15 protein-coding genes are annotated in these 14,492 nt (G+C 72.3%); 7 read left to right on the top strand and 8 right to left on the bottom strand.

All coding sequences use genetic code 11. The annotated features are described in order from the left end of the window. Nucleotides 1-134 precede the first annotated feature (134 nt). On the top strand, nt 135-1,703 hold the full coding sequence (locus tag ABZ193_RS08300) for a beta-N-acetylhexosaminidase (RefSeq protein ID WP_237339183.1): 1,569 nt from the start codon (nt 135-137) through the stop codon (nt 1,701-1,703). Nucleotides 1,704-1,746: 43 nt separating this feature from the next. Here ABZ193_RS08300 and ABZ193_RS08305 read toward each other — a convergent pair whose 3' ends face one another. Then, complete coding sequence (locus ABZ193_RS08305; RefSeq protein ID WP_354709367.1) at nt 1,747-2,670, bottom strand: RNA polymerase sigma-70 factor; 924 nt, start codon at nt 2,668-2,670, stop codon at nt 1,747-1,749. After that, nucleotides 2,664-3,407 carry an SDR family NAD(P)-dependent oxidoreductase gene (locus ABZ193_RS08310; RefSeq protein WP_354709442.1) on the bottom strand — a complete coding sequence of 248 codons (744 nt, stop codon included), beginning with the start codon at nt 3,405-3,407 and terminating at the stop codon, nt 2,664-2,666. The genes ABZ193_RS08305 and ABZ193_RS08310 overlap by 7 nt, the downstream gene beginning before the upstream one ends. 141 nt (nt 3,408-3,548) lie before the next feature. Between ABZ193_RS08310 and ABZ193_RS08315 the strand changes: the two genes are divergently transcribed. After that, the gene (locus ABZ193_RS08315; RefSeq protein ID WP_237339186.1) at nt 3,549-4,358 is read left to right on the top strand and encodes an SGNH/GDSL hydrolase family protein; all 810 of its coding nucleotides are present in this window, start codon (nt 3,549-3,551) and stop codon (nt 4,356-4,358) included. Beyond that, a complete protein-coding gene (locus ABZ193_RS08320) occupies nt 4,331-4,897 on the top strand; it encodes a TetR/AcrR family transcriptional regulator (RefSeq protein ID WP_237339187.1) in 567 nt (188 codons plus the stop codon). The genes ABZ193_RS08315 and ABZ193_RS08320 overlap by 28 nt, the downstream gene beginning before the upstream one ends. Here ABZ193_RS08320 and ABZ193_RS08325 read toward each other — a convergent pair. Continuing rightward, nucleotides 4,882-6,318, bottom strand: a complete 1,437-nt coding sequence (locus tag ABZ193_RS08325) for an aminotransferase class V-fold PLP-dependent enzyme (protein ID WP_354709443.1) — start codon at nt 6,316-6,318, stop codon at nt 4,882-4,884. The genes ABZ193_RS08320 and ABZ193_RS08325 overlap by 16 nt on opposite strands. Before the next feature lie 21 nt (nt 6,319-6,339). Next, entirely contained in the window at nt 6,340-8,139 is a 1,800-nt protein-coding gene (locus ABZ193_RS08330; RefSeq protein WP_354709444.1) for a heavy metal translocating P-type ATPase, read from the bottom strand. Between the two features lie 71 nt (nt 8,140-8,210). On the opposite strand from ABZ193_RS08330, the gene ABZ193_RS08335 reads away from it, so the two are divergent. From ABZ193_RS08335 to ABZ193_RS08350, 4 genes are all read left to right on the top strand, one after another. Continuing rightward, nucleotides 8,211-8,567 carry a metalloregulator ArsR/SmtB family transcription factor gene (locus ABZ193_RS08335; RefSeq protein WP_020421587.1) on the top strand — a complete coding sequence of 119 codons (357 nt, stop codon included), beginning with the start codon at nt 8,211-8,213 and terminating at the stop codon, nt 8,565-8,567. A 16-nt stretch (nt 8,568-8,583) separates the two neighbouring features. Further along, the gene (locus ABZ193_RS08340; protein WP_235716256.1) at nt 8,584-9,075 is read left to right on the top strand and encodes a PH domain-containing protein; all 492 of its coding nucleotides are present in this window, start codon (nt 8,584-8,586) and stop codon (nt 9,073-9,075) included. Continuing rightward, nucleotides 9,072-10,517, top strand: coding sequence for a PH domain-containing protein (locus ABZ193_RS08345; protein WP_354709368.1), 1,446 nt, complete (start codon nt 9,072-9,074; stop codon nt 10,515-10,517). Before ABZ193_RS08340 ends, ABZ193_RS08345 begins: the two co-directional genes overlap by 4 nt. A gap of 70 nt (nt 10,518-10,587) precedes the next feature. After that, nucleotides 10,588-11,268 carry a DUF2306 domain-containing protein gene (locus tag ABZ193_RS08350; protein ID WP_354709369.1) on the top strand — a complete coding sequence of 227 codons (681 nt, stop codon included), beginning with the start codon at nt 10,588-10,590 and terminating at the stop codon, nt 11,266-11,268. Here the strand turns inward: ABZ193_RS08350 and ABZ193_RS08355 are convergent. The 4 genes from ABZ193_RS08355 to ABZ193_RS08370 are packed head-to-tail and all read right to left on the bottom strand — an operon-like array spanning nt 11,240 to nt 14,463. Beyond that, complete coding sequence (locus ABZ193_RS08355) at nt 11,240-12,427, bottom strand: alpha/beta fold hydrolase (protein WP_354709371.1); 1,188 nt, start codon at nt 12,425-12,427, stop codon at nt 11,240-11,242. The genes ABZ193_RS08350 and ABZ193_RS08355 overlap by 29 nt on opposite strands. Continuing rightward, a complete protein-coding gene (locus tag ABZ193_RS08360) occupies nt 12,424-12,849 on the bottom strand; it encodes a MarR family transcriptional regulator (RefSeq protein WP_354709373.1) in 426 nt (141 codons plus the stop codon). The genes ABZ193_RS08355 and ABZ193_RS08360 overlap by 4 nt, the downstream gene beginning before the upstream one ends. A gap of 12 nt (nt 12,850-12,861) precedes the next feature. Next, nucleotides 12,862-13,734 (bottom strand): sterol desaturase family protein, encoded by an 873-nt coding sequence (locus tag ABZ193_RS08365; protein ID WP_354709374.1) that lies wholly within the window; start codon nt 13,732-13,734, stop codon nt 12,862-12,864. 48 nt (nt 13,735-13,782) lie between these two features. After that, a complete protein-coding gene (locus ABZ193_RS08370) occupies nt 13,783-14,463 on the bottom strand; it encodes a helix-turn-helix transcriptional regulator (protein WP_237339193.1) in 681 nt (226 codons plus the stop codon). Nucleotides 14,464-14,492 lie beyond the last annotated feature (29 nt).

Here is a 14,492-nt window from a genome sequence, read left to right on the forward strand (position 1 = left end):
TCGCCACCCGAACGAGTCGAACGCGGCGGTTCACCCGGCCGGAGCAGTGCGACGGCAACCGGGGCATTGCGCGCGCCGGAACACTGGTCTATACCTTTAGGGGACCCGCTCCCGATCCCCGCGGAGAGTGACCCATGCGCAGATCCCTGGCCGGCCTGCTCGGCGCCACCGCGCTCGCGCTGACCGCCCTCACCCAGCCCGCACTCGCCAGCGAACCCGCCACCGCGCCGAGCACCCGCGCGCTGGCGGACGTGATCCCCGTTCCGGTGTCGGCGATCGCCGACCCCAAGGCCGACTTTCGGCTGACCCCGGCCACCGCGATCGAGGCCGACCGCGGCGCCCGTCAGGTCGCCGACTACCTCGCCGGCCTGCTCCGCCCGTCGACCGGGTACCGCCTCCCGGTCGTCGAGCGCACCTCGGCGCCGTCCATCGCGCTGGAGCTCGGCCCGACCGCGCGGGTCGGCGACCAGGGCTACCAGATCACGGTGACGAAGAAGGGCGTCACGCTGCGCGCGAACAGCGGCGACGGCCTGTTCGCCGGCGTGCAGACGTTGCGCCAGCTGCTGCCCGCGCAGGTCGAGTCGCGGCAGGTGGCGCGCGGCCCGTGGATCGTCCCGGGCGGGAAGATCGTGGACTACCCGCGCTTCGCCTACCGCGGCGCGATGCTCGACGTCGCACGGCACTTCTTCACCGTCGACGAGGTCAAGCGCTACATCGACCAGATCGCGCAGTACAAGGTCAACCGGCTGCACCTGCACCTGTCGGACGACCAGGGCTGGCGGATCGAGATCAAGAGCTGGCCACGCCTGGCGACGTACGGCGGCAGCACCGAGGTCGGCGGCGGCCCGGGCGGCTACTACACGCAGGAGCAGTACAAGGACCTGGTGGCCTACGCCGCGTCCCGGCACATCACGGTGATCCCGGAGATCGACATGCCGGGCCACACCAACGCCGCGCTGGCCTCGTACGCGGAGCTGAACTGCGACGGCGTCGCGCCGCCGCTGTACACCGGCATCGAGGTCGGGTTCAGCTCGCTGTGCGTGGACAAGGACATCACCTACAAGTTCCTCGACGACGTGATCGGCGAGCTCGCCGCACTGACCCCGGGCCGCTACCTGCACATCGGCGGGGACGAGGCCCACGCCACGACCCCCGAGGACTACCAGAAGTTCATGGGCCAGGTGCTCCCGATCGTCGCCAAGCACGGCAAGCTGGCGCAGGGCTGGCACGAGATCGCGAAGGCCGATCCGCCGGTGTCCGCGGTGCCGCAGTTCTGGGACACCGACGGCGTCGACGCGGACACGGCGGCGGCCGCCGCGGCGGGCAACAAGATCGTGGTTTCGCCGGCCAACAAGGCCTACCTCGACATGCAGTACAACGAGAACAGCCCGCTCGGCCTGCACTGGGCCGGGTACGTCGAGGTCGCCGACGCCTACGACTGGGACCCGTCGACGGCGGTGCAGGGCGTCGGCGAGGCGTCCGTAGCGGGTGTCGAGGCGCCGTTGTGGTCGGAGACCCTGACCGACAGCGACGACATCGAGTTCATGGCCTTCCCGCGGCTGCCCGGCATCGCGGAGATCGGGTGGTCGCCGAAGTCGACCCACGACTGGAACGGCTACCGCGAGCGGCTGGCGCAGCAGGCGCCGCGGTGGGAGATCCAGGGGATCGACTTCTACCGCTCCCCGCAGGTCGACTGGCCGTGAGCAGGGCCGTGGGCCCGGCGCGTCCCCCGCGCCGGGCCCGCGGTCAGTTCCCGGCTTCCCGGAGGGCAGCCCACGCGTCCGCCACGGGCGCCAGGTGCCCGAGCTTGTCCGGGTTGTTGACGGTGCGGATCGTCTGGACCACTCCGTCGGCGATGTCGAACGCCCAGCTGGTGATCAGCCCGCCGTCGCGGTCCCGGAAGATCGCGCCGGGCTGGCCGTTGACCGGGTGGACGGCCACCTGGGCGCCGATCCGCGCGAACATCGGCATGAGCGTCGCCAGCACGCCGGCCACCGCGCCCGCCCCGGTGAACCGCTCCGCCCACTGCGGCGCCTTGCCGCCGGCGTCGCCGATCATCTGCACGTCGGCGGCCAGCAGCGAGGTCAGCGCGCCGACGTCCCCGTTCCGGAACGCGTCGAGGAACCGCCCGGCGAGCTCGTCCCGCTTGGCCCGGTCGGCCTCGAACCGGGGGCGGCCGGCGTCGACGTGGCGGCGGGCCCGCACCGCGAGCTGACGGCACGCCGCCTCCGAACGCCTCACGGCGGAGGCGATCTCGGGGAAGCCGAACCCGAACACCTCGCGCAGCACGAAGACCGCGCGCTCCAGCGGGCTGAGCCGCTCCAGCAGGAGCAGCGCCGCCATCGACAACGAGTCGGCCAGCTCCGCCGCGCGCTGCGGGTCCTCGTACGGATCGGCCAGCAGCGGCTCCGGGAACCACGGCCCGACGTACTCCTCCCGCCGGACCCGGGCCGAGCGCAACACGTCGATCGCGATCCGGCTCACCGTCGCGGACAGGAACGCCTTGATCGACTCAGGCCGGGTCGGCGACGTCGCGAAGCGCAGCCAGGTCTCCTGCACCGCGTCCTCGGCTTCGCTCACGCTGCCCAGCAGCCGGTAGGCGATGGAGAACAGCAGCGGCCGCAGCTCCTGGAACTCCTCGGCGCGGTCCATCACGCCCCGGTCTACCACGGCACCGGCCCGTCCTCGGCGAAGAACCCGGCCGTCGGTCCGTCCGGGCCGAGCGTCGCCAGCCGCACCACGACCGCGGCACCCTGCGCGACGGTCAGGAACCCGGTGTGGTTGTTGCTGTCCGTGTCGACGAACCCAGGAGCGACCGCGTTGACCAGGACACCGTCCTTGCGCAGCTCGTTGGCGTACTGGACGGTCAGCGCACACAGGGCGGTCTTGGACGGGCTGTACGCCGCGGACGGCAGCAGCGCCGCGAAGGGGCCGTCCGGGTCGCTGGTCAGGGTCAGCGAGGCGGCGTGGCTGCTGACGTTGACGATGCGCGGCGCCGGTGACCGCCGCAGCAGCGGCAGCACCGCGTTGGTCACCGCGATCACGCCGAACACGTTGGTCTCGAACACCGCACGGACCATGTCCAGGTCGACCGTGCTCGGGATCTGGTCGCGCGCATCCGCCGGGTCGACCTGCCCGGATCCGGTGATCCCGGCGTTGTTGACCAGCACGTCGAGCCGCCCGAAGCGGTCTTCGATCTGCCGCGCGGCCCGCCGCACCCCGGCCGCGTCGGTGACGTCCAAGGTGATCGCGTGGGCGCCGACCGCCGCGGCGGCCTCCTCGGCGCGCCGCGGGTCGCGGCCACCGACCAGGACGGTCATGCCGAGCGCGGCCAGTTGTTCGGCCACGCCACGCCCGATCCCCTTGTTCGCTCCGGTGACCAGCGCGACCTTCTGCTGTTCGCCCATCATCAGCTCCTCGTTCCGGGTGGGGTTCGGCACCCGAGACGAGACAGCCGCTCCCCCTGTGACATCCGGTCGAGTAGACAGCGTCTACAGATCTTGGTACACAGGTGTCTACCAGGTGAACACCGGATGTCGGAGAGCTGAATGGGCTATCAGAGGTTCGTCGCCCTCGGCGACAGTTGCGCGGAAGGCCTGCACGACCCGTACCCGGGCACCGACATCTACCGGGGCTGGGCCGATCTGGCCGCGGCCACGCTGGCCCAGTACGACCCCGCCTTCCGGTACGCCAACCTGGCCGTCCGCGGCCGCCGCCTCGACCAGATCATCGTCGAGCAGATCCCCGCGGCACTGGACCTCAAGCCCGACCTCGTCACGCTCTTCGGCGGCGCGAACGACGTCATGACCCGCACCTACCGCGCCGAGGTCGTCGCGAAGCGGGTGGACGCGGCCATCCGCATGCTCACCCGCGCCGCGCCCACCGTCGTCGTCTTCACGCTCAGCGACGTCTCCGGCCGCGTGCCCGGCCTGCTGCGCATCCGCCACCGCCTGGAAGCCCTCAACGACGCGATCCACGCGTCCGCGGCGAAACACGGCGCCGAGGTGGTCGACCTGTGGGGCGAGGAAGCCGTGCACGACCTGCGCTACTTCGGCCCGGACCGGCTGCACCTGTCCGAGTACGGCCACCGCCGCCTGGCCGCGCACCTGCTCACGACCCTCGGCGTCGACTACGACCCGGCCTGGCTGGAGCCGCTGCCCGGCGACCCGGTGCGCCCCGGCCTGCGCGCGCACGCCGGGTGGGTGTGGCGCGAGGTCCTGCCGGTGATGGTCACCCGCACCCGCAACTGGTTCACCGGCCGGTCGCCCGGCGACGGTTTCGCGCCGAAGCGCCCCGATCTGCTCCCCGTCATCGCCGACGAGCTGGCGTCGTGGAAAACGATCCCCGGCAGCGCCTGATCGACAGCGCCGTCGCCGTCCTGACCAGCGAGGGTGTCGAGGCCGTCACCCTGCGGCGGATCGCACGTGAGGCGGGCGTTTCGCACGGCGCGCCGCTGCGGCACTTCGCCGGGCGGGCCGAACTGCTCGCCGCGGTCGCCGCGTCCGGGTTCGCGGAGCTGCACGACCGCGCGGCCGCCCTGCCGGAGGGCAACCCGCAGCAACGGCTGCTGACGGCGTGCCGCCGCTACCTCGACTTCGCGCTGGCGAACCCGGCCATGTTCGAGCTGATGTTCCGGCCGGACCTGATCGACGTGCGCGAACCCGCGCTGGCCCGGCTGTCCAGCGCGGTGTTCGAGCAGTTCCTGGACCTGGTGACTCAAGCGCAGGCGGTCGGCTGGCGGCGGGGCACCGCTTCGCGTCCGCTCGCCGCGTCGCTGTGGGCGTCGCTGCACGGGCTCGCCGCGCTGTGGCTGCGCGGCGGGTTGCCGTCGGCCGCCGAGTCCTCCGACGTCGAGCAGACGCTGGCTGTCACGCTCAACACCTACCTCCGCTCCTGACACGCGGCGGCGATCCGCCGGTACGCCGCCTCCACGTGCTCGGCGCGGGTGGCCGGTGAGCCGACCGCGAGCCGCAGCAGCACGTGCCCGTTCACCTTGGTGTGGCTCAGGAACAGCTCGCCCGACGCGTTGAGCCGTTCCATCGCGGCGAGGGTTTCCGCGTCGGGGTCGGGAACGGACGACGGCCACCGGGGCCGGAAGCACACCAGCCCGAACGGGTGCCCCGGGTGCAGCTCGAACCCGTCGTCGGCGTCGATCAGCCGGGCGAACCGCGCGGCCAGTTCGACGCAGTTCCGGATGTGCGCGCGCAGCCCCTCCGCGCCGTACCAGCGGATCACCGACCACAGCTTCAGCGCGCGGAACCGCCGCCCGAGCGGGACCTGCCAGTCCCGGTAGTCGATCACCTCGCCCGACTCCGTCGCCGTGTTGCGCAGGTACTCCGGCAGGATCGACAACGCGTCGATCATCGGCCGCCGGTCCCGCACCCACAGCACACCGCAGTCGAAGTTGGTGAGCAGCCACTTGTGCGGGTTGGTCGCGTACGAGTCCGCGTACTCGGCCACGCCGTCGTTGATCCACCGCAGCTCCGGGCACACCGCGGCCGATCCGGCGTAGGCCGCGTCCACGTGCAGCCACACCCCGGCCTCGCGGCACACCGCCCCGATCTCCGCGACCGGGTCGATCGCCGTGGTGGACGTCGTCCCGATCGTCGCGCAGACCAGCGCCGGCACCACGCCCCCGGCCACGTCCTCGGCGATCATGCGCCGCAGCTCGGCGACGTCCATCGCGAGCGTCACCGGATCCACCGGCACCATCCGGACGTTCTCCCCACCGAGACCGGCGATGCGCCCGGCCCGCTGCAGTGACGAGTGCGTCTCGGTGGAGACGTAGATCCGGTAGGTGCCCGTCACGCCGTGGTCGCGGATCTTCCCGCCGCTCGCCCGGTGCAGCGCGGCGAGCAACGCCACCAGCGCCGCGCTCGACGCCGAGTCCTGGATGACCCCGCCACCCGCGCCGTCGGTGCGGAACTCGGCGGGCAGCCCGAGCAGCTCGGCGAGCCAGTCGACCACGACGGTCTCCAGCTCGGTGCACGCCGGGCTCGTCGCCCACACCATCCCCTGCACGCCGAGACCGCTGGACAGCAGGTCACCGAGGATCGCCGGGCCGGACGCGTTGGCCGGGAAGTAGGCGAAGAAGTCCGGGTGCTGCCAGTGGGTGATGCCCGGCAGGATCACGCGGTCCAGGTCGCCGAGGAGGTCCTCGAACGGCTCACCCCGCTCCGGCGGGTGCGCCGGCAGCCGGTCGCGCACCTCCCCCGGCGCGAGCGGCGAGCGCACCGGCCGGTCCTCGATCGTGCTCAGGTAGTCGGCCACCCAGTCGACGACCTGCTTGCCGTAGCGCCGGAACTCCTCCGGTGTCATGTGCCCCGTCATGTCCCCGAGTCAACCGCGCCACGCCTTTTCGCGCAGCAACCGCAGGCCGTTGAGCGCGACCAGCACCGTCGAGCCCTCGTGACCGGCGACGCCGAGCGGCAGCGGCAGCTCGCCGAACAGGTCCCAGAGCACCAGCCCGACGATGAACCCGCCCGCGATCGCAAGGTTGGCGAGCACCAGCCGCCGCGCGCGACGGGCCAGTGCGACGACCGCGGGGATCGCCGTCAGCTCGTCCCGCACGACGACCGCGTCGGCGGTCTCCAGCGCCAGGTCCGATCCGGCCCGTCCCATCGCGATGCCGGTGTTCGCCGCGGCCAGGGCGGGCGCGTCGTTGACGCCGTCGCCGACCAGCAGGACCCGCTCGCCGAGCTCCCGGACGGCGGCGACCTTGTCCTGCGGCAGCAGGCCGGCCCGCACGTCGGTGATGCCGACCTCGTCCGCCACCCGCGCCGCCGCCCGCGGGTTGTCCCCGGTCAGCAGCACGGGGGAAGCCCAGCTCAGCGCGGTCACCGCGGCGCGCGCGTCCGGGCGCACGCGGTCGGCGAGCCCGAGCACGCCCGCCGGTTCGCCGTCCACCCGGACCAGCACCGCGGTCCGCCCGTCCGCCTCGGCCTCGCGCACCGCCTCGCCGTCGTCCCGGCCGACGAACACCTGCCGCCCGTCGACCACCGCGTGCACGCCCCGGCCGGGCTCGGCGCGGAAGTCCCGCGCCGGAGGCACCCGGTCCGCGGCCGCGACGATCGCCCGCCCCAGCGGGTGTTCACTGGCCTGCTCCGCACCCGCCGCGAGGCGCAAAACCTCCTTTTCGAGCATCCCGAGTGGACGGACCTCGACCACGCGCGGCGACCCCTCGGTCAGGGTGCCGGTCTTGTCGAACGCGACGCGCTCCGTCGTGCCGAGCCGTTCGAGCACCACAGCCGACTTGACCAGCACACCGTGCCGCCCGGCGTTGGCGATGGCGGACAGCAGCGGCGGCATGGTCGCGAGCACCACTGCGCACGGCGAGGCGACGATCATGAACGTCATGGCGCGCAGCAGCGTTTCCTGCAGGCCGGCGCCGAAAACCAGCGGCACCAGGAACAACGCCAGCGTCGCCACCACCACGCCGACCGAGTACCGCTGCTCGATCTTCTCGATGAACAGCTGGGTCTTCGCCTTGGTCGCCGACGCCTCCTCGACCATCGCGACGATCCGCGCCAGCACCGTGTCCGAGGAGTCGCGCGTGACCCGCACCCGCAGCACGCCGGTGCCGTTCAGGGTGCCCGCGAACACCTCGTCGCCGACGGCCTTCGGCACCGGCATCGACTCGCCGGTGATCGACGACTGGTCCACCTCGCTCGCGCCGTCCAGCACGACGCCGTCCCCGCCGATGCGCTCTCCCGGCCGGACCACGAACTCGTCGCCCACTTCGTAGCTGTCCGCCTCGCCGGTCAGGTCGAGGAGGCTGCGCACCGAATCCGCGGTGCGTTGCGTGGCGACCGCCTCCAGCGCGCCGGAGGTCGCGAAGATGACGATCAGCAGGCCGCCGTCGAGGACCTGCCCGATCGCCGCGGCGCCGACGGCGGCCACGACCATCAGCAGGTCGACGTCCAGCGTCCGCTCGCGCAGCGCCCGCAGCCCCGCCAGCAGCGGCTCCCACCCGCCCGCGGCGTAACAGCCCAGGTAGAGGGCCCAGTACAGCCAGGCGGGGCCGCCACCGAGGTCGGCCGCGAGCCCGGCCAGGAACAACACCAGCGCGGCCATCGCCCACCGGACCTCGGGCAGCAGCAGCCGGCGCGCGGGACGGACCGCGGCCGCTCTGTCGATCATTTGCACCACGTGCCGAAGCATACCCGAACACATGAAGACGTCTACATGTGTTCTTCGACTAGAATCGTCTCGTGGGTCACGGAGTCGACAGCAAGGACAGGCGGGCAGCGTCGCTGGACGCGCAGAGCGCGGCGACCGTCGCCGCCACCCTGCAGGCTCTGGCCACCCCCAGCCGCCTGCTGATGCTCTCCCGGCTGCGGCAGGGGCCGTGCGCGGTCGGCGAGCTGGCCGAGGCGGTCGGCATGGAGCAGTCCGCGGTCAGCCACCAGCTCCGCCTGCTGCGCAACCTCGGCCTGGTCACCGGGCAGCGCTCTGGTCGCAGCATCGTCTACAGCCTCTACGACAACCACGTCGCCCAGCTGCTCGACGAGGCCGTCTACCACATCGAGCACCTCCGGCTCGGAGTTCCGGACAGCACCACCGCCTGACTGGCAAAGTGGTGGCGTGACGAATCCCGTGGTGGATCTGCGGCCACCCGCGAACCTGGTCAGCCGAAAGGCCGTGCTGTTCTGGGCCACGCGCGCGGCGATCGGCTGGGTCGTCGTGCTCGCCGGCGAGGGCGTGTGGCTGGGGCTGACCGGCTGGTTCCCGCTGGTCGTCGCGCTCGCCGTGACCGCGGTGGTGGCGATCGCGCACCTCGCCGTCATGCCGCAGTGGCGCTTCCGCGTGCACCGCTGGGAGACCACGCCCCAGGTCGTCTACACGCAGTCCGGCTGGATCAACCAGGAGCGCCGCATCGCGCCGGTGTCCCGGATCCAGACCGTCGACACCGAACGCGGCCCGCTGGAGCGGTTGTTCGGGCTGGCCAACCTGACCGTGACGACGGCCTCGGCGCGCGGACCGGTCCAGATCCACGGCCTCGACATCGAGGTCGCGCAGCGGCTGACCCAGGAGCTCGCCACGCAGACGCAGGCCACGCCGGGGGACGCGACGTGAGCGACGACTGGCAGCGGCTCAGCGCGCGCATGCTCGCGGTCCACCCGGTGCAGGAGGTCGTGCGCCTGCTGCCGGTGCTGATCGGCGTGCTGTTCATCGGCCGCGGCGGCCAGGGCCAGATCTGGAGCCTCGTCGGCCTCGGGCTGGCGATCGCGGCCGGGCTGCTGCGCTGGTTCACCACGACCTACCAGATCACCGCCGAGCACGTACGCGTGCGGCGCGGCCTGCTCAGCCGCAAGGAACTGTCCGTGCCACGCGACCGGGTCCGCACGGTCGACCTCACTTCCCGTCCACTGCAACGGATCCTCGGGCTGAGCCGGGTCGTGATCGGCACCGGCCGCGGCGACTGGCAGGGCGCGATGGGCGTCACGCTGGACTCGCTGGCGACCGCGGATGCCGCGCGGTTGCGCGAGGAGCTGCTGCACCGCCGCACCGAGCAGACCGAGGGCCTGGTGGACGTGCTGGCCGAACTGCGGCCGGCCTGGGTGCGGTTCGGGCCGTTCACGCTGTCCGGCATCGCCGCGATCGGTGTGGTCGTCGGCTCGCTGGCCAACCTGTTCAACGAGGTGCGCATCGACGAGGACGACTTCGGGATGCTGCAGTCGCTCGTCGGCCGGGTCGCGTCGACTCCGGTGTGGCTCATCGTGATCGTGCTGCTGGTGCTGACCGTCGTGCTGGTGTCCGTACTGTCGGTGATCGCGTACGTGCTGGCGTTCTGGAACTTCCGGCTGGCCCGCGGCGAAGGCACGCTGCGCGTGACGCGCGGCCTGCTGACCACCCGCCAGACCACGATCGAGCTGCGCCGCCTGCGCGGGGCCGAGATCAGCGAACCGCTGCTGCTGCGCGCCGCCCGCGGGGCACGCTGCTCGGCGATCACCACCGGGTTGCGTGGCGAGCACAGCGGTTCCGTGCTGCTGCCGCCCGCCCCGCGCGCGGTGGCGCACCGCGTGGCCGGCGATGTCCTCGAAGATCCGGCGGCCGCCACTGCCGAACTGGTCCAGCACGGTCCGCGCGCCCACCTGCGCCGGCACACGCGGGCGTTCCTGTTCGCGGCGGCCGTGACCGGGCTGTGCGCGCTGCTGTGGTGGTTCGCGGACTGGCCCGCCTGGCTGTGGCAGGTCGCGCTGGCGCTGTTCCCGATCGGCGCGTTGCTGGCCGAGGACCGCTACCGCAACCTGGGGCACGCCCTGATCGGCGGCAAACTGGTGTTCCGGCAGGGCAGCCTGGTGCGGCGGCGGCAGGTGCTCGCGACCGAGGGTGTGATCGGCTGGGTGTTCCACCGGTCGTTCTTCCAGCGGCGGGCCGGGCTGATCTCGCTGACCGCGACCACGGCCGCCGGGCGTCAGCACTACACCGGCGTCGACGTCCCGGCCGCGGAAGCCATCGCGCTCGCCGACGCCGCGGAACCCGGTCTGCTGGAGCCGTTCCTGGTCCGGCGGTAGGGACAACCCGACCGGCGATCGACCGGTGCACCGCAGTGATCTCGTTTCCGCGCGGGCGAAAACTCGTGGCATGACTGCTTCGACGCGGATCCGCCCGCCGCTCGTCGGACTCGGGCTCGTCACTGTCGCCTTCCTCGCCTACGCGCTGCCGCCCTACCTCGGGCTGGACCCGGCCCAGTCCCGCGTGCCGGCCCGGTCCGGCACGTGGTTCCACTACCCGCTGCTGGCGACGCACATCTTCCTGGGCACGGCGGTGCTGGTGACCGCCGTGCTGCAACTGTGGCCGTGGCTGCGGCAGAAGCACCCCGAGGTGCACCGATGGAGCGGCCGGATCTACGTGTTCGCGGCCATCCCGGCCGGGCTCGCGGCGCTCGCCGTGGCGCCGCTGGGGGCGGCCGGGCTGAACCAGCGCGCGGCGAACACGATGCTGGCGCTGCTGTGGCTCGGCACGACGGTGACGGGTTACGTGATGGCCCGGCGGCGCCGGTACGCGCAGCACCGCGAGTGGATGGTGCGCAGCTTCGCGCTGTGCTTCTCCATCGTGGTCAACCGCCTGTGGACGACGGTGTGCGTGGCCGCGTTCGTGCCCGACCCGTCCGACGCGGTGGCCCTCCAGCAGGCGATCGGCGTCGGCACGTGGATGAGCTGGCTGGTGAACCTGCTGATCGCGGAATGGTGGCTGCAGCACACGCGGCACCGCCGCAAGACCCGCCGCGCGACGCTCAGCTCTCCCGTGCCAGCCGGAACGTGAGGCGCAGGTCCGCCACCCACTCCGCCGGGATCTCCCACGGGATGAAGTGCCCGCCACGCTCGTGCGCGCGCACGTTGACCAGGTTGTACCAGCCACCCCGCTCGCTCGCCACGAAGTTCCGCACCCGCTCGCCGGGCGTCGACACGCCCGGCGGGTTTTCGTGGTTCACCAGGGTGAGCCCGGTCGGCGCCTCGACCACCGGCTGCCGGTCGTGCGACGGCGTCCACGGGTAGCGGTTGTTGTTGGCATACGTGCGGATCGAGGTGCCGATCGTGTTCGTCACCCAGTAGATCGTCGCGTGGGTGAGCAGATCGTCCTTGCGGTACACCGTCTCCGGGGAACTCCACTTGACCCACCGCTGCAGGATCCACGCGAGCATCCCGGCAGGCGAGTCCGTCAGCCCGAACGACAGCGTGCTCGGCTCCAGCACGTGCGCGGTCAGGTGCACCGCGAACCGCCGCTCCAGCTCCAGCACCCGCGCGTGCGCGTCGGCGGGCAGCCCCGGCGGGATCGGCTGCCCGCCGGTGATGTCCCACGCGCGCTCGCCGTTGAACATGCTCAGCTTCTGCCCGGATCCGATGTGGATGCCGTGCAGTGAACCCGCGTGCTTGTGCCCGAGCTGCCCGGCGATCAGGGCGCCGACGTCGCAACCCCCGACGGCGTACTTGCCGAACCCCAGCACCCCGGTCATCAGCTCGTGGAAGATGTCGGCGATCTTCCAGTAGTTCAGGTCCGCGCGCGGCAGCGGCGACGAGAACCCGAAGCCGGGAAGCGACGGCACGATCACGTCGAACGCCTCCCCGTCGCCGTCGGGTTCGGCGAGCGAGTCGACCACTTTCGACCAGTGCCAGAACGTCCACGGCCACCCGTGGAGCAGGATCAGCGGCGTCGGGGACGGCCCGGCGCCGGGTTTGCGCATGAAGTGCACGGGCACGCCGCCGACCTCGACGCGGTACTGGTCATAGGCGTTCATCGCCGCCTCGGCCGCACGCCAGTCGTAACCGGACCGCCAGTGCTCGACGAGTTCCTGGAGCAGCGCGCGGTTCACACCGTAGGCGGAGTCCTCGTTGCCGAGGTCGTCCGGCCAGCGGGTCAGCTCCAGCCGCCGCCGGAGGTCGTCGAGCACCTCGCCGGGCACGTGGATGGGCGTCGGTTTCACTGTTCCCCCAGTTCTACGAGGTGCAGGAGGGCGGGCAGGGCGGCGGCGATCGCGGTCCGTTCCGCACGCGGCAACTGAGCGGCGAGCCGCTCCAGGTGCTTGATCCGCTCGGCGCGCCGCCCCTCGACGATCGCCGCGCCGTCGGGCGTGATCCGCACGATCACGGCCCGCCCGTCGGAGGGGTCCGGCAGCCGCTCGACGAGTCCCTCGCGCTCCAGTTTGGTCACCATCTGCGTGATCGCGGACTGCGTGACCTGCTCGTCGGCGGTCAGCTCGCCCAGCCGCTTCGGCCCGCGGGTGGCGAGCGTGTGCAGCACGGACAACGTGGTGAAGCTCAGCCGCTGCACCGCGGGCAGGCGGATGTTCATGCGCGTGAAGCGCTCCATCACGACCGTCAGCTCGGTGATGTCCAGCTCGCACACCACCCAGTTATATCAGTTACTAATATTTTTCGTCGTGCACGCTCCGCTCGGCCGGAACGGCTCGGCGAGCTGCGCCAGGTACCCGTCCGGGTAGTGCGGCTTCGCCGCCATGCCGAGGTCGTCGCTGCGGAACCGCCGCTCCGGGTCGTAGGAGTAGGTGCCGAGGCAGTGGTCCCACAGCAGCGTGAACAGCCCGAAGTTGACGTCGCCGGCCCCGGCCCACTTGAGGTGGTGGAACCGGTGCGCCTGGTTCAGCGCGAGCACCGCGCGCAGCGGCCCCACCCGGTAGTCCACATTGGAGTGCTGCAGGAGCAGCTGGACCGCGACGCACAGCGCGAGCACGCTCGCGACGGCGGACGGCATGCCGAGCAGGACCAGCGGCGCGACACCGGCGGCGGTTTCCAGGGTCTGGTGCAGCGGGTGCTTCATCAGCCCGTTGAACCCGTACGCGCGTTTGACGCTGTGGTGCACGGCGTGCAGCCGCCACAGCGCCGGGACCTTGTGGCTGGCCAGGTGCACCAGCGTGATCCCGAGGTCGGCGACGAGGACGGCGATCAGCACCTGCACCGCGAACGGCAGCGAGCCGGGCCAGATTCCGTCGATCGACGCGACCGCGGTGAGCGCCGGGAGCACGGCCAGACCGGCCAGCGTCAGCGTTTCGTTCACCACGGCGTGGGCGACATCGCGCCGGTCGTCGCCGTGCGGGACGTTCCAGTCGTCGCGGTAGGGCAGAACGCGTTCGGCGGCGAAGGACGCGCCCACCGCGACGAACAGCAGGCCGAGCAGCCAGAGCTTCGAATGACCGCCGGCCGCCAGGGCGATGGCCGCGCCGTCGACGACGAGGAGCATGAACGGCACGTAGCCGTACCGGACGAGGGTTCGCATGCCGCCGACCCTGCCCCCAGGCGGACCGATCCGGCTTGAACGAACCGGCTACTCCCACCGCACGCCGCGGGTCAGGGCGGACGGGGCGAGCCCGAACATGTCGTGGCAGACGCGCGTCAGGTGCGCGCTGTCCGCGAACCCCGCCGCGTGGGCCGAGTCGGTCAGCGTCGCGCCGGTGCGGGCGTGCTCGATCGCGCGCTGCAGGCGGGCCCACCGCACGTACGCGCGGAACGGCAGGCCGATCTCGTCGCGGAACAGGTGCCCGAGGCGCGACGCGGAGATCCCGGCCACGCCGGCCACTTCCGTCAGCGGGACGGTGGCGTCGAGCATCGCGGGCACGGCCTCGACCGCCCTGCGCAACGCGGGGTGCAGGCTGGTGGGCTCGTCCGCCCAGCCTTCGGCCAGGGATTCGCCTGCCGCCCGCCACGCCGCGGGTGATCCGGCGGGCAGGCCAGTGCCGCGGACCCGGGCGAGGAGCGACCGGCCGAGCACGCCGGTGGCGTCGACCCAGATCAGCTGCCCGGCCGCGCCACCGTGCATCTCGTGTTCGGCGCCAGCCGGGATCACGGCCGAGCGGCACCACTCGTCGCCGTCCGCGCCACGCAGGCGCACCGGCTCGTCGGCGAGCACCACCTGCACGGCGGCGTGCCGGTGCCGGTGCGCGTCCCCCACCGTCCCGCGGTAGCCGAGCCGGCCAGGGCGCAGCGTCGCGGTTCCCCGCCAAGTCACGGCTCCCACCCAACACGAAAAACCGCCGA

The organism is Amycolatopsis sp. NPDC006125 (assembly GCF_040614195.1).
GTDB classification, from domain to species: domain Bacteria; phylum Actinomycetota; class Actinomycetes; order Mycobacteriales; family Pseudonocardiaceae; genus Amycolatopsis_E; species Amycolatopsis_E tucumanensis.

What these genes read in the sequence shown, in the direction of transcription:
- ABZ193_RS08350 (WP_354709369.1), top strand. Translation starts at nt 10,588, where the DNA reads ATGACTGCTTCGACGCGGATCCGCCCGCCGCTCGTCGGACTCGGGCTC.
- ABZ193_RS08325 (WP_354709443.1), bottom strand. Translation starts at nt 6,318, where the DNA reads ATGACACCGGAGGAGTTCCGGCGCTACGGCAAGCAGGTCGTCGACTGG.
- ABZ193_RS08310 (WP_354709442.1), bottom strand. Translation starts at nt 3,407, where the DNA reads ATGGGCGAACAGCAGAAGGTCGCGCTGGTCACCGGAGCGAACAAGGGG.
- ABZ193_RS08365 (WP_354709374.1), bottom strand. Translation starts at nt 13,734, where the DNA reads ATGCGAACCCTCGTCCGGTACGGCTACGTGCCGTTCATGCTCCTCGTC.
- ABZ193_RS08315 (WP_237339186.1), top strand. Translation starts at nt 3,549, where the DNA reads ATGGGCTATCAGAGGTTCGTCGCCCTCGGCGACAGTTGCGCGGAAGGC.
- ABZ193_RS08330 (WP_354709444.1), bottom strand. Translation starts at nt 8,139, where the DNA reads ATGATCGACAGAGCGGCCGCGGTCCGTCCCGCGCGCCGGCTGCTGCTG.
- ABZ193_RS08300 (WP_237339183.1), top strand. Translation starts at nt 135, where the DNA reads ATGCGCAGATCCCTGGCCGGCCTGCTCGGCGCCACCGCGCTCGCGCTG.